Annotated in this window: 10 protein-coding genes; 2 read left to right on the top strand and 8 right to left on the bottom strand. The window is 65.4% G+C overall.

Going from position 1 to position 24,127, the window contains the following annotated elements:
- The first annotated feature begins 233 nt into the window (after positions 1-233).
- Positions 234-1,583, top strand: coding sequence for a polyamine export protein PaeA (paeA, locus tag PEP31012_RS01205; RefSeq protein WP_150587541.1), 1,350 nt, complete (start codon positions 234-236; stop codon positions 1,581-1,583).
- On the opposite strand, the gene recD is transcribed toward paeA, so the two are convergent.
- Genes recD through recC form a run of 3 tightly spaced genes read right to left on the bottom strand, consistent with a single transcriptional unit; the run spans position 1,543 to position 10,930 of the window.
- Positions 1,543-3,675 (bottom strand): exodeoxyribonuclease V subunit alpha, encoded by a 2,133-nt coding sequence (recD, locus tag PEP31012_RS01210; protein ID WP_150587542.1) that lies wholly within the window; start codon positions 3,673-3,675, stop codon positions 1,543-1,545. The two genes, paeA and recD, sit on opposite strands and share 41 nt — an antisense overlap.
- A complete protein-coding gene (recB, locus tag PEP31012_RS01215; protein WP_150587543.1) occupies positions 3,672-7,508 on the bottom strand; it encodes an exodeoxyribonuclease V subunit beta in 3,837 nt (1,278 codons plus the stop codon). The genes recD and recB overlap by 4 nt, the downstream gene beginning before the upstream one ends.
- The gene (recC, locus tag PEP31012_RS01220; protein ID WP_150587544.1) at positions 7,505-10,930 is read right to left on the bottom strand and encodes an exodeoxyribonuclease V subunit gamma; all 3,426 of its coding nucleotides are present in this window, start codon (positions 10,928-10,930) and stop codon (positions 7,505-7,507) included. The genes recB and recC overlap by 4 nt, the downstream gene beginning before the upstream one ends.
- A 254-nt stretch (positions 10,931-11,184) precedes the next feature.
- Between recC and PEP31012_RS01225 the strand changes: the two genes are divergently transcribed.
- Positions 11,185-13,407, top strand: a complete 2,223-nt coding sequence (locus tag PEP31012_RS01225; RefSeq protein ID WP_150587545.1) for an FUSC family protein — start codon at positions 11,185-11,187, stop codon at positions 13,405-13,407.
- 60 nt (positions 13,408-13,467) lie between these two features.
- Here the strand turns inward: PEP31012_RS01225 and PEP31012_RS01230 are convergent, their stop codons facing one another.
- The 5 genes from PEP31012_RS01230 to PEP31012_RS01250 form a co-directional block, all read right to left on the bottom strand.
- A complete protein-coding gene (locus PEP31012_RS01230) occupies positions 13,468-14,106 on the bottom strand; it encodes a response regulator (protein ID WP_150587546.1) in 639 nt (212 codons plus the stop codon).
- A 505-nt stretch (positions 14,107-14,611) separates the two neighbouring features.
- Positions 14,612-16,141, bottom strand: coding sequence for an efflux transporter outer membrane subunit (locus PEP31012_RS01235; protein ID WP_246171091.1), 1,530 nt, complete (start codon positions 16,139-16,141; stop codon positions 14,612-14,614).
- Positions 16,142-16,322: 181 nt separating this feature from the next.
- Positions 16,323-19,490, bottom strand: coding sequence for a multidrug efflux RND transporter permease subunit (locus tag PEP31012_RS01240; RefSeq protein ID WP_150587547.1), 3,168 nt, complete (start codon positions 19,488-19,490; stop codon positions 16,323-16,325).
- Positions 19,487-22,672 carry an MdtB/MuxB family multidrug efflux RND transporter permease subunit gene (locus tag PEP31012_RS01245; protein WP_150587548.1) on the bottom strand — a complete coding sequence of 1,062 codons (3,186 nt, stop codon included), beginning with the start codon at positions 22,670-22,672 and terminating at the stop codon, positions 19,487-19,489. Before PEP31012_RS01245 ends, PEP31012_RS01240 begins: the two co-directional genes overlap by 4 nt.
- A 91-nt stretch (positions 22,673-22,763) precedes the next feature.
- Positions 22,764-24,113 carry an MdtA/MuxA family multidrug efflux RND transporter periplasmic adaptor subunit gene (locus PEP31012_RS01250; protein WP_246171092.1) on the bottom strand — a complete coding sequence of 450 codons (1,350 nt, stop codon included), beginning with the start codon at positions 24,111-24,113 and terminating at the stop codon, positions 22,764-22,766.
- Between the last annotated feature and the right edge of the window lie 14 nt (positions 24,114-24,127).

Consider the following 24,127-nt stretch of genomic DNA (forward strand, 5'->3'; position numbering starts at 1 on the left):
CAGCCGACGCGGCTGACGCGGCCCGCCAACATGGCGTCGGCGGCACCTTGGGTCCGCCGGCGACACCGCGCCGGGTACGCGCCATCCGCGCGCCCGCCTGAAGGCATCTCAAAATGACGGCCCACCGGGCTTGTTTTGAAATGTCTCCCTGCCCACCGAACCCTTCGCCATGCGAATCGGTCCGGACAGCGTCGCGGCTGTGTACTCGCCTTCGCATTTACAGGGATGACAACATGAGTGGTTACGGCTTTCTTTTCAGTATCTTCTTGCTGATTCTGGCGAGTGCGTTCTTTTCCGCCGCCGAAATCTCGCTGACCGCCGCCAAGCGCACCAAGCTGCACGTGCTCATGGAAAAGGGCGATCCACAGGCGATCAAGGTCCTGGCGCTCAAGGAGCAGCCCGGCAATTTCTTCACCGTCGTGCAGATCGGCGTGAACGCGGTCGCCGTGCTCGGCGGTGTGCTCGGCGAGAGTTTTCTGACCGGCTATCTGTTCGCATGGCTCTCGCCGCTCGCCGATCAGGCACTGGCCTTGCGCCTGGCGGGCATCGGCTCGTTCCTGTTCATCACCATCGCCTTCATCCAGTTTGCCGACCTGATCCCCAAGCGTCTCGCGATGGTCAACCCCGAGCGCGTTGCCATGGGCATCATCGATCCGATGCTGCTGTGCCTGAAGGTGCTGCGGCCCCTCGTCTACCTCTTCAACGGCGTCGCGAACCTGTTTCTTCGCCTGTTCAAGTTGCCGACGCATGCCATCGAGAACATCACGTCCGAAGACGTCGCGGCGATGGTCGGCGCGGGCGCGCAAGCCGGCGTGGTGCGCAAGGAGGAACTCCATTTGATCGAGAACGTCTTCGAGCTGGAATCGCGCACCGTCGGGTCGGTCATGACATTTCGCGACGACGTGGTGTACTTCACCATCGCCGAGGAAGAGCGCAGCATTCGCGAGAAGATCATCCAAAGCCCGCATTCGAAGTACCTCGTGTGCCGCGACGAAATCGACAACGTGCTCGGTTACGTCGACTCGAAGGATTTGCTTCAGCGGATTGCGAGCGAAGACCTGTCGAGCGTGATTCGCAATCTCGACCGCCTGTATGCGAAGAAGCTGCTGGTGATCCCCGACACCCTGAATCTTTCCGAAGCGCTGGCACGTTTCAAGGAAACGCGCGAAGGCTTTGCCGTGATCATCAACGAATACGGACTGGTGGTCGGCGTGGTGACGCTCAACGACATTGTGGGCGCGCTCATGGGCAACGTGATTCACCCGGCGGACGAAGATCAGATCGTGCAGCGCGACGAGCATTCGTGGCTCGTCGACGGTGTCACGTCGGTCGAAGACGTGAAGAAGGCGCTCGATATCGACGAGCTGCCCGGCGAAGGCGAATTCGAGACCATCGCGGGGTTCATGATCTATCAGCTCAAGCGCATTCCGAAAAAATCGGAGGCCACCGAAGCGGCGGGCTACAAGTTCGAAGTGGTCGACATCGACAACTACAAGATCGACCAGTTGCTTGTCACACGGCTGGGCTCGGTGGCCGAGGCCGCTATCGCGGCGGCGGCACAGACATCCAAGCCGGCGTCGTAGCCAGTACCTCCCGCAAGCGGTCGGTCAATCCGCCGTCGCGCTGCGTGGGCCGCGCGATGGCCGAGGCGACCACCTGCCACGGCGCGTAGAGCCATACCTGACGGCGCGCTCGCGTCACCCCCGTATAGACCAATTCCCTTGACAACACTCGGCTCGACTGCTCCGGCAACACCATGGCCACCTGCTCGAATTCCGAGCCCTGCGACTTGTGAATCGTCATGGCGAACGCGGTTTCATGCGCCGGCAGACTGGCCGGCGAATAAAGTCGGTACGCGCCGTCCGGCGTGGCAAATGCCACTCGCAGCGTACCGGACGGCCCGAGCGGCAACGCGATGCCGATGTCGCCGTTGAACAGGTTCAGCGCGTATTCGTTTTGCGTCACCAACACCGGGCGCCCCGCAAACCATGCGCCGCCGCCGGCGCCAAGCGCCATGCCGGCCCGACGTGCGATCAACGCCGTCAGTTGCGCCCCAAGAAATTCGACGCCGCGCCGACCGCCGCGGGTGGCACACAACACACGGAACTGACCGAACGCCGCAAACACCGGCTGCGCGACCATGGCCACGTCTGCGGCGGTGGCCGCCGCCGGATCGCCAAGTTGCCCGATCATCGTCACCGCCCCGGCAAGCGCTGCGAGGTACGCCGAATACCCGTCCGCCAGCGCGTTCAGATGCGCGGCAGACAACTGCACGCCGCTGTCCTCACTGAACATCACGCGGTCCTCGTCGGCCGCGGCGGTAACGTTCGCCGAACGGATGCCGGCGAGCGTGACGTCATCCGCGACGGTGCACGCCTTGCGCGCCTCGATGACCTTGCCGGCCTTGATGGCGGTTGCAAGACGGCCAATCGCCGAGTTCTCCCCGAAACGATACGTCCGCTCCAACCAGACGACGGTGTCCTCCAGGCCTTGCGACTTTCGAACACCTCCGCCGGCGACACCCGTCACCCCCGTCTCGACGACGGTTAGTGGCCCTGAGCGCGGCGGTGCGTCGGCGGGCCAATCCAGCGCGGACAACAGTTGTAGGCGCATATCCGACGAGAACATGCGTTGTGCGCTCAACTCCCCGAAGACGGCCCCCGCCTCGACGGCCGCCAGTTGGTCCTTGTCGCCCAACAGAATCAGGCGCGCGTCTTCGGGCACCGCTTCGAGCAATTGCGTCGCCATCGACAGATCGATCATCGACGCCTCATCCACGACGATCAGATCGTAGGGCAGCGGATTGCCGGCGTGATGGCGAAAGCGCCGACCCACTTGCTCGGCCGATTCCGGCAAGACGCCCAGCAACCGGTGCAATGTCACGGCCGCCTCCGGCAATGCCCGGCGGACCGTCTCCGGGAGATCCTGGCGCGCCGTCAATGCCTCCTGCATGCGCTGCGCCGCTTTCCCCGTGGGCGCGGCGAGCGCCACGCGCAGGTTCGCGTCCCGCTCGAGCAGACATGCCAGCAAGCCCACCACGGTGGTCGTCTTGCCCGTGCCCGGCCCGCCGCTGAGGACAACCAGCCGGCGTTGCAGCGCCAGCGCTGCGGCCGCCATCTGCCAGTTCGGTTCCCACTGCCCATCGGACGACGCCAGCACGCCCTCGCCAAAGTAACGGCGCAGACGCGCGCGGTCCTCAGCGGTGACCGGCGTGCGCTCGGTGAGCGACAACTTGCGCCCGAGCGCCGCCGCCAGCCGCGCTTCGTAGCTGTAATAGCGCGCCAGGTAGAGACGGTCGTGGTCGTCGAGCAGCAAGGGATAGGCGTCGGCCTGCGCGTCGCCGGGGAGCGCCAGCGCCAAGTTGGCGGGGGCACACAAGCCACTGGCAAAGAGCGCCTCACGCCAGACAGACAATGCGGGCGCGTCGCCGGGAAACAATTCGCCGCTGGCTTGCCCGTCGAGCAGGTTATCGAGCGGCACGCAGACGTGACCTTCCGCCGTGGCGAGACTGACCGCGAGGGCGGCACGCCAGACATGGCGGCATGTGGACTCGTCCGCCCCGTGTCCGCGCGCGAGCATCGCCATTCGACGCGCGAAGCCCTGCGCCAATCGCACCACGCCACTGTCGGCCAGCGGCGCGCCGGACGCTTCTGTCCGATGTCGCATATCGCTCATGGGCGCTCCCCGTCGGCACCGGCGCCGTTGCCCGGCACGTCGAGCGACAGCGCTTGTGCCAGCGCGGTATTTTCGCCCGCGGCGAACAGCCGGTCGAGTGCATCGACCATCTCGCGCGACGGTTTGTCGAAGAACACCCCAGGGACATCGTCGCCGGTCAGATGCGCACTCGCCCAGTCGGGCCGAACGCCTCGGACAAACAGATAGAGGCTCCCCCCCATATCGCGGTCGTAATCGTAGTCAGCCAGGCGGCGCTGCAAGTAGCGATGCAATGCCAGCGTGTAGAGCAGATATTGGAGGTGATAGCCGTGCTCGGCCATCGCTTCGCGCAAACCCTCTGCACCGTAGTTTTCCGGTGCGGTTCCGAGGTAGTTCGACTTCCAGTCGAGGATCCACCACTGCCTACCGTGACGGAATACCAGGTCGATGAAGCCCTTGAGGTAGCCGCGCAACACCGTCGCGTCGAGCGGCAAATCGGGATAACCGAACTGGCGCAACACGCCGCGCAATGCCTCGAGCGACACGGCATCGGCCGGATACGTGAATTCCATTTCGGTGAGCCGTTCGGCCAGCGCCACGTCGGCCAGTTGCAGACCGGGACGCAGTGGGGTGGAGAGGGTATCGGCCAGCATGTTCATCATCATGGCGCGCCAAGTCTCGTTTTGCTCGGCCCCACGCCCGGGCGGTCGCTCGCGCAAGGCGCGCGACACGGCATGCGGCCATTGCGCACGCGCCTGAAAGTCAGCCAGTTCGAACACCCGGTGCAGGCTCTCGCCGGCGGCCGGCCCACGCGGAAAACGCAGAATGTCGTCGGCCGGCGGCCAGGCGTCGTCCCCCTCCGGCGGCAACGCGAACGTCGGCCCGGCATTGGCCTGCGCATCGTAATCGGGACGCGTGCGCTCCGGCGCACTGAGTTGACCGCCGCCCAGTTGCGAACCGGTGTGCATCCCCGCCAACAGTCCCGAGAAGCTGCCGATCCGCCAGACTTCGCGCAGCGCGCGAGCACTCGCGCGTGGGCTGAGCTGCGGCGACGCCTCGTGGACGATACGCGTGTCGGCCTCCAACGCGTCCCCCATCGGCAACGGCACAACGGCGATCGGGCCACCGGCCAACGTCTTCCACGCCAAGCGGATGGCGGCCACGCGCTCGTCGGTATCGAGCGTCGACGACACCCATGTGTCAAAACTATTGCCCTGACCCGCCGCAAGCCAGTTGAGCATGCCGCCGCACCCCTCCTTGACGCTGCGTCGCGAGGTATAGATGCCCGCCGCCAGATAGCAACGGTAGACCGCGCGCGTGAGCGCGACGTACAACAGTCGCGCCTGCTCCGCCGATTGCTCCTGCCGCAGCGCGGCAGCGGCGGGCGAACCCTTGCCCGTGGCGTCGGTGAAGTCGATGACGGCGGTCGGCCCATCGTGATATTCGAGTCCGTCGAGACTGCCGCCGTCACGCACCGCGCCGTCCCACAGAAATGGACAGAAGACCACGCTGTACTCAAGTCCCTTCGACTTGTGAACGGTCACGATCTGCACCAGATTCTGATCCGACTCGAGACGCAACTGCGCGTCCTCGCCACCGCTCGCATTGCGCTGCGACGCGAGCCAGCGCAGCAGCGCGGGCATGCCCGGCTGCTCGGCCCAGCGGGTCTGTGCAAGCTCCGCCAGATGCATGAAGTTCGTCAGACGCCGTTCGCCACCGGGCTGCGCGACCAATCGCGCAGCGAGACCCAACTCACGCATCAGCGTGCGCCACATCGCCGCGAAGCCGCGATCCATCCATAGCTGGCGATAGCGCTGAAGGCGTTCGATCCAGGCGATCGCTTCGGCGTCGGAGGCTTCGCTGGTCTGCATGCGATACAACGCCGTGGCGTCGAGCCCGAACAGTTCGGTCGCCAGCGCCGCACGCAGCGCCCGCACGTCGCCGGGGGACTCCACCGCGCGCAGCACCCGCAACAGCGTTTGCGCGTCCTCGCTCGCAAACACCGAGTCCTGTGTCAGCTCCACACTGCCTACGGCATGCTCGGCAAGCATCGCCTTCATCAGCGCGCCCTGCCGGTGCGTCTGCACGATCACGGCGATGTCGCCAGGCGCCAATGCTCGGTCGCCCACCCGCACGTCGCCGCGCGACGCCCCAGCCAGCAAGCGCGCCACCTCGGCCGCCGTTGCGCGCGCGCACGCCTGCTGCGCGTCGTCCTTCGACAGCGGCTCGTCATCGTCGGGCAGCCACCAGACGGTGACATCGGCCACGTCGCGCGCATCCGTGAACGGCGCACGCTGCCGCGCCCCCGCCCGCACCGGCCGATAGTCGAGCCCTTCGAGCACGAACGCCCGATCGTTGGCACCGAACAGACGATTGCCCGCCGCGATGATGGCGGGCGTGGAGCGTTGATTCACCGCCAGCGTGTACGCCGCGTCGGCGCGCTCGCGCGCCGCCAGATAGGTATGCAGATCGGCGGCCCGGAAGCTGTAGATCGCCTGCTTCGGATCGCCCACCATGAACATCGGCCCGCGTCCGGTGGTAGGTAACGCCGCCTCCCGCTGCCCATACACTGCGCTGAAAATATCGAATTGCAGCGGGTCGGTATCCTGAAACTCGTCGATCAGGGCGCAGGGATATCGCTCGCGCAAGGCCTGCGCCAGATCGGGGTGCTGGACCAGTGCCCGTGCAATATTGCCGAGCAGGTCGTCGAACGAGACCACACGCAACTCGCGCTTGCGAAGCGCCAATTCGTCGGGCGCCTGCATCAGCCACTCGCGCAATATCCGCAGCCACTGCATGGCGTAGCGCGCGTGCGCATCGGCACGCGCTTGCACCAGCGCATCGGCCATGCCGAAGAAGCGGTGGTCGGGTGGCGTCTCGCCCTTTTTGATGTCCTTGCCGAGGCGCGTCGTCGTGAGCAATTCCGCCTTCGGACTCAGCAGCGCCCCGGCATCGCGCGCACCCAGATAGCGTTGCCAGGCCGCCACGGCTTGCGCGAGCGAGGCCTCGTGATAAATGTTCTTCTTGTACGAGGGTAACGCGGCACGCATCAGATCGGCAATCACCGAGGCTTCGGCGTCCCAGCAATCGCACGCTGCCGCGTAGGTCGCAAGCCATGCCGGATCCGCCGCGCTTTGCGCGTCCGCCTCCACCGCCGCCGGCCAGCGCAATTCGGACATCGGCTTCTTCAGCCGACGCGCCAACTGGTCCGTGAGCGTGCCCGGGGAGCGTTTGGCATCGACCAGCCACGCCGCAAATCCGTCGTCCTGTGCGGCCAGCGGTTCGACCTCGCGGCGCCAGAATTCGACCGCCAGATCGTGGCGCACGCCGTTGTCGTCCGGCACCAGCTCGTAGGCGAAAGGCAATCCGGCAGCAAACGGCACCTCAGCGAGCGCACGTTGGCAAAAGCCGTGAATGGTGTGAATCGAGGCCTGATCGAAGCCGCGCAACGCGGTTTGCAGACAAGCGCGGATGGCCTTTGGCGTCATGTCACCGCGCTCGATCAACCCCGCGATCATCACGCTGAACAAGGGGTCGTCGCTCGCGTCGGGATCGAAGTCGGGGAATTCATCACCCGCTTCGGTTCCCGTCGCATCGTCCTCCTCCCCGAAGACCGGTGCTATCGCGGCGACCAGTCCGGCCAGCCGTGTGCGAATCCGTTCACGCAATTCCGCCGTGGCGGCATTGGTAAAGGTCACGACAAGAATCTGCTCGACCGTCAATTGCTTTTCGAGCAGCAACCGCACGTAAAGCGCGCAGATGTTCCAGGTCTTGCCGGTGCCGGCCGACGCTTCGATCAAACAAACGCCGTCGAGGTCGCAACCGAAGACGTCGAGGTCGATGAGTTGCGTCATGCGCCCTCCACCATGTCGAGGTGTTGCGCCACCGGGCCGAACAACAGATTGGCGAGCCGATCGAACGGCGACGCCAGCGGGTCCTCCACGCCGCGCCAGATCAGTCGCGTGTAGGGATCGTCCACGTCACCGCGGGCGAATGCGGAACCGAGCCACGCGCTTTGCGCCTCACCCGGCTTGCCGGTGCTCGCCAACTTCCAGGCACTTCGTACGAAGAACGGCAACGGCCGCGTCTGGCCGAGGCGGTACAGCGCCACCCATTGCCCCAACAGCGCGGCCGCGTCTTCCACAGGCCGCAACGCAAACGTCTCGTCCTCGCCGTACCAGAGCGTTCTGGCGGCCACGTCCAGCCCGGCGTGCTCAGGCTGCTGCAAATGCGCACAGAGTGCCAGATGGGATAGCCATGCGGCCAGCAAATCGCTCGGACGCATGCTGCCGTACCGATACATCACCAGGCCGTAACGCGACACCGGCGCCAAGCGCCCCTGCAACAGGCATTCCGCGCGCAGTGTGGCATCGCCGTGCCACGCGGTATCCGTCGATTCAAGCCATGACGGCGGCAGCGCCGGCGTCAACGGAAGCGTCACCAGCAAGTCCTGCGTGCCTTCTGCCTGCACCTCGCGCACCTGCGATGCCAGCGCCCGCAGGGCGCCCAGTTCTCTGCGCCGCCAGACGGCACCGGTCGCCCCACCCGGCAACTCATGACTGACCTTCGCAATCCGCTCGATCGCGTCGGTACTCGCGTGCCCCTCCCGCACACCGCGTCCATCTTGGCGCAACAGGCGCGGCAGCAGACGCGCCGCCAGCGCATCGCGTCCGGCCCAGTCGAGCACGAACGGCTCTTCGTCGTCGACCTCCGTGAGCAGCTCACCGAGCGAGAGCCCTAGCCGGTCGCGCGCCCAGGCTCGGCCCGGGTGACGCCAGAAACGCAGCAGGTCATCCAACGTCAGATGGGTTTGGACGATGGCGGGCAACGGTTCGCGCACGAAGGGAGCGGCGGGGGCCTCCGGCGCGGGGGACGCCAGTTGATCCGCCAATTGCTGCGCCGCCTCGCCATTAGCCGCGTCGTAGCTATAGAGCGACGCATCGTGCCCGTCGAAATACGCCGGAGAAAACGGCTGAAGCGGATGCGACACGGCAAGACGCTCGCGGGCTTCGCGCTGGTCGTCGAGGCTGTACCCCTGCAACACCGGTGCGAGCAACTGCCCGGCGAAGTCAAGCAATTCATCCACCGCCGTCGATGGCGGCAATGGGGCGTTGTCACGCACGCTTCGCCCCGTGTAAGTGATCAGGAATCGATCCTGCGCGCTCAACATGAGATCGAGGAAGAGATTGCGCTCGTCGTCGCGTCGCTGGCGATCGCCGCGTTGCGGCAACGCGCGCATGAGGTCGAATTCGTCGGCCCGCACGCGCCCCGGCAATACGCCATCGTCCATGCCGATCATGCACACGACCCGATACGGCAGCAGGCGCAGACTGGGGATCGCCGCAAACGTCACGCGCCCCGACGGCACGCCACCGCGGGTCGGGTCATCGAGCGCATTGGCCAACACGCGCGCCACCACATCGACGGGCACCTGCACGTCGGGTGCGCCATCGGCAATGGCCGAGCCGATCTGCTCGATGGCCATGCGCACCTCGGCAACATCATCGGCAAAGCGTGGCTCGTCGGAGAAGAATTGCTCCAGCATCGCCAGCAACTGGTCGCGCCAGGCGAGCCCAGTGCGCGCCGTTTGCAGCGTCACGGCATTGGCATCGAGATCGTCGATGAGCCGCGCCAACTGCCCGAGCCACTCGGCACGCCCGCCCTCGATGCCCCCCACAGGAAGCCAATCGGCGACCGGCAACGCGTCGTCAGGCAAGGCGTAGCCGAGAAACAGCCGCATCATGGCATCGCCCAGCGTGTGTCGCTCCAACACCGGCGAGGCTTCCGTATCGGAGAGCGCCGACGACGGCGGCGCGTCGAGCCGCAGCAGGGCGTCGCCGCGCCAGCCGCGTCGCGCGCCCGCGGCATGCAACCAGTCCTGAATGGCGTCGAGCACGTTGCCGCCGAGGTCGTAGCGTTGCGCGATGGCCTCCGTGCGTGCCAGCTCCACCAGGCTCGACGCGGCCACCCGCTGCTGCGCCAAGGCGAGGATCGCGGCAAACGCACGCGCGACGGGGTTGGTCCGCGTCGGCGGCAGCCCGGTCACGAGATAGGGGATGCGAGGTGTCGCGGTACCAAACACGGCATCGATGAGCGGGGCCGCGCGCCCGAGATCCGGCACGGTCACGAGCACGTCGTCGGGACGCAAATCGGGAATCTCGTCGAAGCACGCCAGCAACCGGTCATGCAGCACTTCGATCTGACGCGCCAGGCTATGGCACACGTGCACCTGCACCGAACCGTCGGCACCCACGCCGTCGGGCGCGCCGTGGCGGCCGTCGTCCAGCGTGAGAATGCCGTTCTGCAGGGCGGCAAGCAGGGTCGGAGCGGCATTGGGCTGGAACAACGCCCGGTCCTCCACCGCCTGCGGCGCGAGGTCGGCATACAGCGCATCGATATGCGATTGCGTCTGGCGTCCCCACTCGGCCAGCAAGGGATGCCCCACTTCCCGATGCGCCGCCCCGTCACGCCGTGCCAGATAAGACAGACGCGACGGCGGCACGATGTCGAACCAGTAGCTCTCGCACGGATTGAGGGCGTACAGGCGCACGTCGATCAGACGGGACATCGCCTTGAGCAGCGCCATCGAGAGCGGCGGCATCGACGACAGTGCAAACACCGACACGCGCGACGGCCAGCCGGCAGGCACGGTTTCTGGCGTCAATGCCTCGATCCGGTCGATGGCGCGCAACGTCGGATGCCGCTCGCGAATCTCGAGATGTGTCAACACCTGCCGCCACAGGGCGCTCTGCCACGCTTCGTCGGCACGCTGCACGTCGCCCCAGCCCGTGGCCGCCCCCGGCGCGATCGCATCGCCGGATTGCCAGCGCTCGAGCCAGTTCGGCCGATACGTCAGATATTGGTCGTAGAGATGCGCCAGACGGTCGGCCAGCTCGAAGCGCATGACCTCGTCCGCCCCCGCCAGATAGCCCGCCAGTCGTGGCGAGGTCGTCACCCATGGCTGGCCGAGACACTGATACAGCGGCCAGACGAGCCGGTCCGGCGCAAACGGCGAACTCTCGGGCACCGTGAGCAACTGACCCGCCATATCCCACAGCCACTGCGCGAGGTACGTGAGACGAACGTTCGCGCACACGCCAAACACGTCCGCATAGTCCAGTTCGAGCCGGCGCCGCACCGCCACACTTGGCACGACGATGGTTTCCGTCTCGAACGGATGGCCGGATTTCCCCGCGCTACCGGGCGCCTGTGCGAGATCGCGCAGCAGGGCGGCTTCGAGGGTCGTGAACCGGTTGGAAAAGAATAGATGGAGCATGCGGGCGTGGCGGCTGAGCGAGTCTGTTCGCAAGCATAACAAAAGCCTCCCCGCGAAACCGATCGGGCGGATCCGAAAACCTGCCCCGTCATGCGTGACGTCTACGTTGCACGTCGTGGCCAGCCCGTCGGCACGCCGAGTGCCACGCGCCGCCCCCCTCTTCGCGGCGTGCAGGGCTTCGGCTAGACTCTCACTGCACCGCGCCTGCCCCCGCCGCGCGGCCGGCTTTGCTGCGGAACCCTCGCCCCCGACGCATGGACTACCAGACCGATATCAAGAAGTTCCTTTACAGCCACTACTTTTTCACCGGCACCCGTCAGGCCCTGGGGGTCGTATTGCCGGCGCTCGTGCTCTTCTGGGGGATGGACCAGCACCTGCTCGGCATCGAGGTCGCCTCGGGAGCGCTGTGCGCGAGCGTGGTCGACATCAACGGACCGCTGCGTCACAAGCACGCGGAACTGCTCAGTTGCACGCTGCTCGGCGCCCTCACGGTGCTGATCACGGGCATGGCCACCGCCGCACAGCCGTGGCAGCTCTGGATCACGTCGTTGATCCTGACGTTCGGTCTGTCGATGCTCGTGATCTATGGCTATCGCGCGTCGCTCGTGAGTTTCGCCTGCCTGATGATGATGGTGCTCAACGTCGAGGGCGACCTCACCCGGCATCAGGCCGTGCTCGATGCCGGTGCCGTGCTCGCCGGGGGGCTCTGGTACACCTACTTCAGTCTCGTCGTCTGCCGAGTCTGGTGGTTTCGCATCGAACAGCAAACGCTCGCCGAATGCTTCTTCGTCACGGCGCAGTACTTGGAAGCCAAGGCGGCGTTCTACGACACGTCGACCGACATCGACGATTGCTACCGGCGACTGATCGCCGCGCAGGTCAACGTCGTGGAAAAGCAGCAGGCGGCGCGCGAGATCATTCTTCGCAACCTGCCCCGCCTGCGCACCGGCACGCTGGAGCCGCGCCGCACGATGCTGTTCAACCTGTTCATCAACATCGTCGATCTGCATGAGGTCGTGGTCTCGGTGCATACCGATTATCCGATGCTGCGCAGGGAGTTCGCCGACCATGACGTGCTCCTGTTCTTCCGCGACATGATCCGAAAAATCGCCAACGAAGTCGATGCCATCGGCTATGCCATCGCCACCAACGAGCCGTCGCGGGCGCAGCGCAGTTGGCGTGCGGAATTTCGGGCCATCGAGTACGAGATCGAGTTGATGCGCAAGCAGTCGTTGCCGCAGCGCTCGCCCGAAGCCTATCAAGCGCTGACGAGCACCTTCCGTCGGGTCTGGAGCAGCACGCGCGTCGTGGAACGCATGCACCGCAACACGAATCTCGCCACGGCGGGCGCGGCCACCGAGGTGCAGATCGATCAGGCGCTTGTTCGCTTCACGTCGCGACAGAGCTATTCTCCGAAATTGCTCTGGAAGAATCTGACGTTTTCCTCACCGAGCTTTCGCCATGCCTTGCGGGTGACGATTGCCATCACGGCGGGGATGATCATTTGCGAGAACTGGTCGCTCCTCGCCGGGCAGGCGCACAGTTACTGGGTGCTGCTCACGATCATCGTGATTCTGAAGCCCGGCTTCAGCCTGACCAAGCAGAAGAACGCCCAGCGTCTGACTGGCACGCTCGTGGGGTGCGTCAGCGTGCTGATCATTCTGGCCTTCGTGCACAAGGCGTGGGTGCTGCTCGCCCTCATGTTCTTCTGCATGGTCATGGGCAACAGCCTGTCCCTGTTCAATTACGGCCTGTCGGTCGTCTTCATGTCGTCTTACGTGCTGTTGCTGTTCCATTTCCTGCTCCCCGGGTCGCTGTCCGTGATCGGCGAGCGCGCGATCGACACGCTGATCGGCTCCGCCGTGGCGCTGGTGTGCTCGTATCTCTTCCCGTACTGGGAGTACCGCCTGATGGGGCCGCTTATCCGGCAAGCGGTACAGTCGACGCGTGCCTATCTGGAATCTTGCGCCGGTCGCGACGGCAAGCGCGACGACCTCGCCTATCGCATGGCGCGCAAGGACATGCACATTGCGTTCGGCAATTTCGGCGCGGCGTTCAGGCGCATGATGCTGGAGCCCAAGTCCAAACAGGTCTCGGTCGGGGAACTCAACGATCTGCTGGTGCAGAACCATGTGATGGCGTCGTACATCACGGGGATGTCGGACGTGCTGCCGCGTCAGATTGCGGCGGACAAGAGCGGCGAGCTGGGACAGGTCGTCTCCGCGATCAGCGATCTGCTCTCTCAGGCGGTGGCGGCCCCGGCCGCGTCGGTGCCGACGGATACGCAGGCCGCGAGCGAGGCGATGCGCGACTATACGCGGCGCCTCGATGCGTTGGTCGTCGCCCAGGAGCAGCAGCCCGGCGCCCCCGAGGCCCACGTGCAGGAGATCAAGCAGGTGGTGCATCAACTCAAGCAAATGCTCCGGGCCGGTGAGCTGATCCTGCGTGATATGCGGGCCGTTCGCCTGCCGGCCTGACCTGGGCGGCGGCGCTGCCACGCCGCCGCGACGCCCCGGCTGGCGGGTTCCCCCGATCCGTCAGGTGATACCCGTGCGGGTGGCGTAGTGATAAAGATCGACGTCTCGATCCAGACCGAGTTTGCGCATGGCGTTGGTCTTCTGCGAACTGACAGTCTTGACACTGCGGCTGAGCTGGAACGCGATCTCGCTGATGGTGAGCCCGGAGACAAACAACCGCACCACTTCCACTTCGCGGCCCGATAGCTTCGATGCATCGATCTCGGCGTCGTCGACCACCGAGTCGTGCAGCCGCGTCGCCAGCCCCGCCGGAATGTAGCGGCTACCGTCCGCCACCACGCAAACGATGTCGGCAATCGAACTCTGCTCGTCGAGCTTCGAGAGAATGGAATGCACCCCAAGCTTGAGCATGCCGCGAAGAATCGCCAGATTCTCCAACATCGTCACGACGATGATCTTGATGTGCGGGAAATAGCGGCGCACATAGCCGATCAGAAACAGTCCGTCCTTGAAATTCCCCCCCGGCATCGAGAAATCGGTCACGAGAATGTCGCATGGCGCTTTTGCCAGCAAATTCACAAGTTCCGACGAATTGGCCGCCTCGCCGACCAGATGAATCATTTCCCGCTCTTCAAGCAGACGTCGTATTCCATAGCGCACAATCGGATGGTCATCCGCGACCACGACATTGATCGTCATCGTTGCCCCCTCCCCTTATTCGTCATCTGGCAGCACCGTCATCGCCGCACAACACGTACGGTGCTTCGCGCCTGCCATCGCGGCGAAGCGAGTCCATTCTGGCAAAAAGGGATCATGCCGACCGGCTGGGAAACGTCACATAGACGGTGCGCACGCGCCGCCTTGCCACGCGGCGTGGTCAATGCGCGAGCGCCCCGCATGCTGCCCGATAGCGCGGGCACTGCCGCCTAAGCGCTTGATGGGACTCGCCCGGAGGTGAAATTGCTCAGACGCCCCGCAGCGCAGTCTGTGCTACTCGCGTTACCGGTATTCGGAAGATTCGCCACGCGCCCTTCCGACATTCCAATCACGAAGTTCGGAATTACCTTAAACACCGACGGCCGATTTAGTGATCGGCTCGTTGCGGGCATCGGAAGATGCGTAGTCGGAGGCGGCAGGCATGCCGAGGGGTCGCCGGTCGAGCCTCGGCTCGACCGGGAAGTGACGCGGGGTTCCGAATCGGGCGTTACTTCTGCCCGTTGCCGCCAGTGGCGGGGCTGGCGGCGGGGCTGAGCGCAGCGGACGCCTTCATCGCAGGCGACTCGGCATCGGCACCGCCCTCGGACGGCAACGCGTGCCAGCCACCGCCGAGCGCCGTGACGAGCAGCACGTTGGCCGTGAACTGACGGCCGAGAATCGTCAGCGCCGTACGCTCCGCGGTGTACGCAGTCGTTTGTGCCGTCAGGACATTCTGAAACCCGACGGTGCCCGCCTTGTACTGATTGAGGATGAGTTGCAGCGCCTCGCGCGATGACTGCACCGCCTGGTCCTGCACGGCGGCCTCGCGTCCCAGATAGTTCAACGCGGCGAGGTTATCCTCGACCGACTGGAAGGCCGTGAGCACCGTCTGACGGTAGGTCGCGACCTGCGCGTCGTACGCCGCGATGGCCGCGTCGGTCTGCGCGCGGCGCAGGCCACCGTCAAAGAGCGTGGCCGCCAGCGCCGGGCCCACCGACCAGAAGCGGCTTGGCAGCGTCAGCCAGTCGGCGAAGCTGCTGCTTTGGAACCCGCCCGTGGCCGAGAGCGAAAGTGTCGGAAAAAAGGCCGCCTTGGCCACGCCGATCTTCGCGTTCGCTGCGGCCACCGAGCGCTCGGCGGCCGCAATGTCGGGTCGGCGCTCCAGCAACGTCGACGGCAGGGTCACCGGAACCCCTGGTAACGCGGCGCGCAATGGCGCCGGCGCAAGCGAGAACACGGCCGGGGCCTTGCCGACGAGCAGCGCGATCGCATGCTCCAGTTGGGCGCGCGTCACTTCGATATCGAGCGCCGAGGCTTGCGCCGATTGCAGTTGCGTCTGCGCCTGGATCACGTCGGAGCGCTGTGCCACGCCGACGGCATACTGATTCTGCGTAAGCTTAAGCGTCTCTGCATACGCCGCGACCGTACGATCGAGCAGCGCCTTCTGCGCATCCGTCACCCGCAGGTCGAAGTAGTTCTGCGCGAGCAGCGCTTGCGCCGACAGACGCGCATTGGCCAGATCGGCCGCACTCGCCTCGGCGCTCGCATTGCCGGCCTCGACCGAGCGGCGCACGCTGCCCCAGATGTCGGGTTCCCAGCTCGCCGTGCCCGACAGGCTATAGCTGTTCGAGATGCCGCCCGCCCCCGATCCGCTCACCGCCGTGCTGCTCACGCGCGAGCTGGCCCGCGTGAGACCGGCATCGGCGCCGATCGTCGGGAAAAACGCCGAGCGGGCTTGCGAGGCCACGGCCAGCGCTTGCCGATAGTTGGCCTCGGCGACCTTGATGTTCTGATTGTCGACATTGACTTGCGCCATCAACTCGGCGAGCACCGGGTCCTGGTAGATGGCCCACCACGCGCCCTTGGACGCCGCATCGCTGGGTTCGGCAAGCTTCCAGTCGCCGGTCTCCTTGAACGCGGTGGGGGTATCGATGCTCGGACGCACGTAGTCCGGCCCTACGGCACAGCCCGCGAGCCACAGCACAGCACTCGCCGCGAGCCACGTGACGGCCCGACGCAGGCGCGGCGACGTCTGCATACGGCGCCCTTGTCTCACAGCCGCCGCAGCTGCGGCAGGCGCACGAGAACCCACAGTGGCAACTTGACGATTCAGGATACGGGACATGGCACACATCGGCCCTTCGGCCGGAACAGAAGTTTCAAAAGGCACACGAGAACGCGACGCACCGGAACACGCGCGGCGCTGGCGACGCGCGGCATCAGCCATGCGTCACCTCCGCAGCATCGCCCCGACCACCCCTTGCACGCCACCGCGCCCAGCGCAGCCGCAAGCGGTCGAGATACAGATAGACGACCGGCGTCGTATAAAGCGTGAGCACCTGGCTGACGAGCAGGCCGCCCACGATGGAGATGCCCAGCGGCTGGCGCAACTCCGCGCCGTCGCCCGTGCCCAGCGCGAGCGGAATCGCACCGAGCATGGCGGCCATCGTCGTCATCATGATCGGGCGAAAACGCAGCAGACAGGCATGGTAGATGGCCTCGCGCGGCGACATGTTCTGGCGCCGCTCGGCATCGAGCGCGAAGTCGATCATCATGATCGCGTTCTTCTTCACGATGCCGATCAGCAGAATCACCCCGATCAGCGCAATGATGCTGAACTCGGTATTGAAGAGCAGCAACGCCAACAATGCCCCCACACCTGCCGACGGCAGCGTCGACAGAATGGTGAGCGGATGAATGTAGCTCTCATAGAGCACACCCAGCACGATATACACCGTGAGCAGCGCTGTGAGGATCAGTATCGGCTGCGACGACAAGGCCGACTGGAACGCCTGCGCCGTGCCCTGGAAACTGCCATGCACCGACGTCGGCATGCCCAGCCGGGCCACGGCATCCTGGACCGACGCTTGCGCCGCCGACAACGACACGCCCGGCGGCAGGTTGAACGAAATCGTGCTCGCCGCGAACTGGCCCTGGTGCGAGACGCCCAACGCCGTGTTCGTCGGCCGGTAGCGCGCGAAGGCGGAGAGCGGCACCTGTGCCCCGGCCGAGGTCACCACATAAATGTCCTTGAGCGACTCGGGGCTTTGCCACCATTGCGGCGCGACTTCCATCACGACCTTGTACTGATTGAGCGGGTTGTAGATCGTGGAGACCTGCCGCTGCCCAAACGCATCATTGAGCACGCTATCGATCTGGCTCATCGTCAGTCCGAGGCGCGACGCCTGATCGCGATCGACGTCGAGGGTCGTCTGCAAGCCCTTGTCCTGCTGGTCGGTGTTGACATCGACGAGATTCGGCAGATGCGAGAGCGCATTGCGCACCTTGGGCTCCCACTCGCGCAACTGCTGGAGATCGTCCGCCTGCAGCGTGTATTGATACTGCGCGTTACTGGCCCGCCCGCCCACGCGAATATCCTGCACCGACTGCAGATAGAGCATCGCGCCCGGCTCCTTGGCCAGCTTGCCCCGCAATCGCGCGATGACCTGATCGGCCGAGAGCTTGCGCTGGCCCAGCGGCTTGAGCGTGACAAACATCAAGCCGCCGTTGCGGTTTGACCCACCGGTAAAGCCCGTGACGGTCGACACATCCGGATCGGCCTGCACGATCTTGATGAAGTCGGCCAGCTTCTTCTCCATGGCCTGGAACGAGATCGCCTGATCGGCCTGGATGAAGCCGATCATTCGCCCCGTGTCCTGCTGCGGGAAGAAACCCTTGGGCACGACGGTATAAAGCCAGACGTTCAGGCAGATCGTGGCCAACAGAATGCCCAGCATGAGTGGCCCGTGACGCAGCGCCCACGACAGCGAGCGTTCATATTCGCGCAGCATGCCGTCGAACACGCGCTCGCTCCATCCGCCCATGCGCGACCAGACGGATGGGCGCGGCGGCGGCTCGCAGGCGTGCGACAGCGTGTCCTCCGGCAAACCAGGTTCACGCGGTGCAGGCTTGCCCTTGAGCAAACGCGCACACATCATCGGCGTGGCCGTGAGCGAGACGACCAGCGAGACCAGGATGGCGGCCGAGAGCGTCACGGCGAACTCGCGGAACAGCCGCCCCACGATGCCGCCCATGAGCAGCAGCGGGATGAACACCGCCACCAGCGAAATGCTCATCGAGAGCACCGTGAAGCCGACTTCGCGCGTGCCCTTGAGCGCAGCGGCGAACGGACTCAGCCCGTCTTCGATATGGCGGGAGATATTTTCCAGCACCACAATGGCATCGTCGACCACGAAGCCGGTCGCAATGGTCAGCGCCATGAGCGACAGGTTATCGAGGCTGAAGCCGCACAGGTACATCACCGCGAACGTACCGATCAGCGAGACGGGCACCGCCACGCTGGGAATGAGCGTCGCGCGCCAGTTCCGCAGGAAGAGGAACACCACCATGATGACGAGCGCAATCGAGATCAGCAACGTGCGCTCGACTTCCTTGAGCGATGCCCGGATGGTCGGCGTGCGGTCCATCGCCACGTCCAGATTGATGGCCGCCGGGATCGAGGCGCGCAGCACGGGCAGTATCTTGTTGATGCCGTCGACCGTCTTGATGATGTTCGCGCCCGGCTGCGTCGTGATGATGAGCACGACCGACGGCTTGCCGTTGACCGACCCGGCGTTGCGCAAGTCCTGCACGGAATCGACGACGTCGGCGATATCGGACAGACGCACCGGTCGGCCGTCCCGATAGCTGACGACGACCGGCAGATAGTCCTTGGCGGTCTTCGCCTGATCGTTGGCGAGGATCTGCCAGCGCCGGTCGCCGTCTTCGAGCGCGCCCTTCGGCCGGTTCGCGTTGGTCGCCTGAATCGTCGTGCGCACCGTCTCGAGCGGGATCTGGTACTTGTTGAGTGCCGTCGGGTTGAGTTCGACGCGCACCGCCGGCAGCGAGCTGCCGCCCACGGTCACGTCGCCCACGCCATCGAGCTGGGATATCTTCTGCGCGAGGATGGTCGATGCGGCGTCGTACATCTGCCCGCGCGTCATGCTGTCCGACGTCAGCGCAAGAATCATCACCGGCGCACTCGCGGGATTCACCTTGCGATAGGTCGGGTTGCTCGGCAGGCCCGACGGCAGCAGACTGCGCGCCGCATTGATGGCCGCCTGCACGTCGCGCGCCGCGCCGTTGATGTCGCGCGAGAGGTCGAACTGGAGCGTGATGCGGGTCGAGCCCAGCGAGCTGCTCGACGTCATCTCGGTCACCCCGGCAATACGACCGAGCGAGCGCTCCAGCGGCGTGGCCACGCTCGCGGCCATCGTCTCTGGACTCGCGCCGGGCAGCGACGCCGAGACGGAGATTGTCGGGAAATCGACCTGCGGCAACGGCGAGACGGGCAGCAGGCCGAACGCGACGATGCCCGCCAGCGTCACGCCGATGGTCAGCAGAACGGTCGCGACCGAGCGCTTGATGAAGACGGCCGACAGGTTCATCGCGCCGGGCCGCCTGTCGTTGCCGGGTCATCACCGCCGCCACCGCCCGGGTGGCCGTGATCGCCATGCCCCGGATCGTCCGGCGGCCCCGAGGGGTCGAAACGCCGATCGCGCCAGGCGCGCGCACGCGCAGCCAGACGGTCGAACCACAGGTAGATGACCGGCGTGGTGAACAGCGTGAGCACCTGACTGACCATCAGCCCGCCCACCATCGTGATGCCGAGCGGCTGACGCAACTCGGAACCCACGCCCGAGCCGAGCATCAGTGGGAGCGCGCCCAGCAGGGCAGCCATCGTCGTCATCAGAATCGGCCGGAAACGCAACAGACACGCCTGATAAATCGCCTCGCGCGGCGCCATGCCCTGTTCGCGCTCGGCCTCCAGCGCAAAGTCGATCATCATGATCGCGTTCTTCTTCACGATGCCGATCAGCAGGATGATGCCGATGATCGCAATGATGCTGATATCGTTGCCCGAGACCATCAGGGCGAGCAGCGCACCGACACCGGCCGACGGCAGCGTCGAGAGGATTGTGATGGGATGGATATAGCTCTCGTAGAGCACGCCCAGCACGATGTACATCGTCACGACCGCCGCGAGAATCAGCCACAGCGTGTTGGAGAGCGAGGCCTGGAATGCCTGCGCCGCGCCCTGGAACGTCGTCTGCGTGCTCACCGGCAGCCCGATGGACGCCTCGGCCGCGGTGATCGCCTTCACGGCGTCGCCGAGCGACGCGCCCTTGGCGAGGTTGAACGAGATCGTGGCGGCCGGGAACTGGGCCTGGTGGTTGATCGCGAGCGGGGTGGGCTTCTCCACGATCTTCGCGAACGACGTGAGCGGCACCTGCACCCCGGAGGTCGACGCCACGTAAATGCCCGTGAGCGCGTCGGGCCCGCGCTGGAAGTCGTTGCCCACTTCGAGCACCACGCGGTACTGCGACGCCTGTGTGTAAATTGTCGAAATCAGTCGCTGACCGAACGCGCTGTAGAGCGTCTGGTCGACGGCTGCGGGCGTCACGCCCAGGCGGCTCGCCGTATCGCGGTCAATGTCCACATACGCCTGCAAGCCATTGACCTGCAGATCGCTCGTCACGTCAGCCAGTTGCGGCACGTGTTGCAGCGTGTCGACGAGTTTCGGCACCCAGATACCGAGCGTATCGAGACTGGGGTCCTGCAGGGTGAACTGATACTGCGTTCGGCTGATGCGGTCTTCGATGGTCAGATCCTGCACCGGCTGCATATAGAGCGCGATGCCTGGCACGTTCGCGACCTCGGGCTGAATCCGGCGGATCACTTCCGAGGCATCGAGTCCGCGCACGGCCTTGTCTTTCAGATTGATGAGCAGGCGCCCGCTGTTGAGCGTGGTATTCACCCCGTCCACCCCGATGAACGAGGAGACCGATTCGACGGCCGGATCCTTGAGCACCGCGGCGACCAACGCCTGCTGGCGCTCGCCCATCGCCGCGAACGAGATCGACTGCGGCGCTTCGGAAATTCCCTGAATCACTCCCGTGTCCTGCACCGGGAAGAAGCCCTTCGGCACCCACAGGTACAGCAGCACCGTGAGCACGAGCGTGGCGAGCGCCACAAACAGCGTGGCGGTTTGACGATCGAGCACCCACGTGAGCCACTCGCCATACTTGGCAATGATGCGATCGAACATCTTGCCGGTCTTGCGGTAGAACTTGCCCTGCTTCTCCTCGGGCACATGACGCAGCAGCTTCGCGCACATCATCGGCGTAAGCGTGAGCGACACCACGGCCGAGATCAGGATCGACACCGCCAGCGTGATCGCAAACTCGCGGAACAGACGGCCGACGACGTCCCCCATGAACAGCAGCGGAATCAGCACGGCGATCAGCGAGAACGTGAGCGAAATGATGGTGAAGCCGATCTGCTCCGCGCCCTTGAGCGCCGCCTGCAGCGGCTTTTCGCCCTGCTCCATGTAACGCGCGATGTTCTCGATCATCACGATGGCGTCGTCGACCACGAAGCCGGTCGCGATGGTAAGCGCCATGAGCGTGAGGTTGTTGACCGAGAAACCGGCCAGGTACATCACGCCGAACGTGCCGACGAGCGACAGCGGCACGGCCACGCTTGGGATGATCGTCGCCGAGACGTTGCGCAGGAACAGGAAGATCACCATCACCACCAGGGCAACGGCGAGCAGGAGTTCGAATTGCACGTCGGAGACCGAGGCGCGGATCGTCGTGGTGCGGTCGGTCAGCAACTTCACGTCGATGCTGCCCGGCAGCGAGGCCTGCAACTGCGGCAGCAGCGCCTTGACCCGGTTGACCGTCTCGATCACGTTAGCGCCCGGCTGCCGCTGCACGTTCAGCACGATGGCCGGCGTGGTATCGGCCCACGCGGCAAGCTTGGTGTTCTCGGCGCCGTCGATGACGTCGGCAATGTCGGACAGCCGGATCGGCCCGCCGTTCTTGTACGCGATGACCAGATTGCGATACTCGTCGGCCGACGCGAGCTGGTCGTTCGCGTCGATGGTCGACGCCCGCAGCGGGCCGTCGAAACTGCCCTTGGCCTGATTGACGTTGGCCGCCGCAATGGACGTGCGCACGTCCTCGATGTTCAGGCCGTACGACGTAATCGCGTGGGGGTTGACCTGAATGCGCACGGCCGGACGCTGCCCGCCCGACAGACTCACCAGGCCGATGCCGGGCAACTGCGAGATCTTCTGCGCCACGCGCGTGTCGACCAGATCCTCGAGCTTGGGCAGCGGCAGGGTCTTCGACATGATCGCCAGCGTCAGGATCGGCGTGTCGGCCGGATTGACCTTGCTGTAGATCGGCGGCATCGGCAGATCGCTGGGCAGCAAGTTGCTGGCGCTGTTGATCGCGGCCTGCACTTCCTGCTCGGCAACGTCGAGCCCGAGATTGAGCGAGAACTGCAGCGTGATCACCGATGCACCGCCCGAACTGGTAGACGACATCTGGTTCAGGCCGGGCATCTGGCCAAACTGACGCTCCAGCGGGGCCGTCACCGACGAGGTCATCACGTCCGGGCTTGCGCCAGGATAGAGCGTGACCACCTGAATGGTCGGATAGTCGACCTCCGGCAGTGCCGAGAGCGGCAGCAGCCGGTAGGCGACGAAACCGGCAAGCAGGATCGCCACCATCAGCAACGATGTGGCGACCGGTCGGAGAATAAACGGGCGGGACGGATTCATTGGCTACGTCGAAGGGCGACTTTGGGGGCCGTGGGCCAAACGTGGGCGGGGCGTGGGCGCGCGAGGTCCTGCGACGTCACGCGAGACCGTCCTAGGGCGCCGAACGGCGATGCCCGCCGTTGCCGCTGCGCTTTTCCCCCGGCGCGGGTGGGGCAATCGCCGCCGCACGGCTCGCGGCCGTGATCACCTCGACCTTGGCGCCGTCGCGCAGCTTGTCCATGCCGTCGATCACGAGCTTCTCGCCCGGCGCGATGCCCGACTCGACCGCCACATGGGTGCCGTCGGTCGGCCCGAGCTTCACGGTCTTGAGCTTGACCGTCTGATCCGGCTGCACCGTATAAACGAAACTACCCTGCGTGCCGCGCTGCACCGCCGCGCTCGGAATCAGCGTGGCGCCCTTGAGCGTGTCGACGAGCATCTTCACGTTGACGAACTGGTTCGGGAACAACAGGCCGTCGCGATTGGCAAATTCCGCCTTGAGCTTGACGGTGCCGGTCGTCGTATCGATCTGGTTGTCGATGGAGGCGAGCTTGCCGGTGGCCAGCTTCACCTTGCCCGAGCGATCGAAGGCCTCGACCGGCAGCGTTTCCCCGTCACGCGAGCGCTTGATGACCTTCGGCAGGTTGTCTTCGGGAATGGTGTAGACGACGGTAATCGGTGTGACCTCGTTGATGATGACGATGCCGTTGGTGTCCGAGGCGTGAATGATGTTGCCCGGATCGACTTGACGCAGCCCCGCGAGCCCCGAGACCGGCGCGGTCACGCTTGCGTAGTTCAATTGCAGGCGAGCGTTGCCGAGCTGTCCTTCGTCTGATTTGACCGTTCCTTCGTACTGCTTGACGAGCGCGCGCTGCGTGTCCACGGTCTGGGCGGCGATCGAGTCCTGCTTGAGCAGCGTCTCGTAGCGGGCGAGGTCGATCTGCGCATTCTTGAGCAGCGCCTGATCGCGGGCGAGCTGACCTTCCATCTGGGTGACCTGCACCTGGAACGCCCGCGGATCGATTTCGGCAAGCAACTGGCCTTCCTTGACCATGTCGCCTTCCTTGAAATGCACCTTCATGAGCTGGCCATCGACGCGCGAATGCACGGTGACGCTGCGCGTGGGAACGACGGTGCCCAGCCCATTGAGGAAGACCGGCATATCGCCCGTCTTCGCCTCGACCGCCGTCACCGGCGTGGCGGCGCCGCCCATGCCGCCCGGCGGACCGCCGCGTCGCCCACCCGCCTGGGCCGGGCCCTGGGCGCTTTGCGAATGCAGACGGTAATACACGCCCCCGGCGATGAGCACGACGATCAGCCCGATCACGGTGGGCACGAGCCAGCGACGCGTGCGCGAGGCCGCGGGCGCTGGGCCGGTGTCGCGTTGTGTGCCGATGGTGGCGGACGCAGGCCGATCAGAACCGTTCGGTGGTTCGGAACCGTGGGGACCGTGCTCGGTCATGACTTCCTCGTTAC

This window comes from Pandoraea eparura (genome assembly GCF_902459725.1).
Taxonomy (GTDB): Bacteria; Pseudomonadota; Gammaproteobacteria; order Burkholderiales; family Burkholderiaceae; genus Pandoraea; species Pandoraea eparura.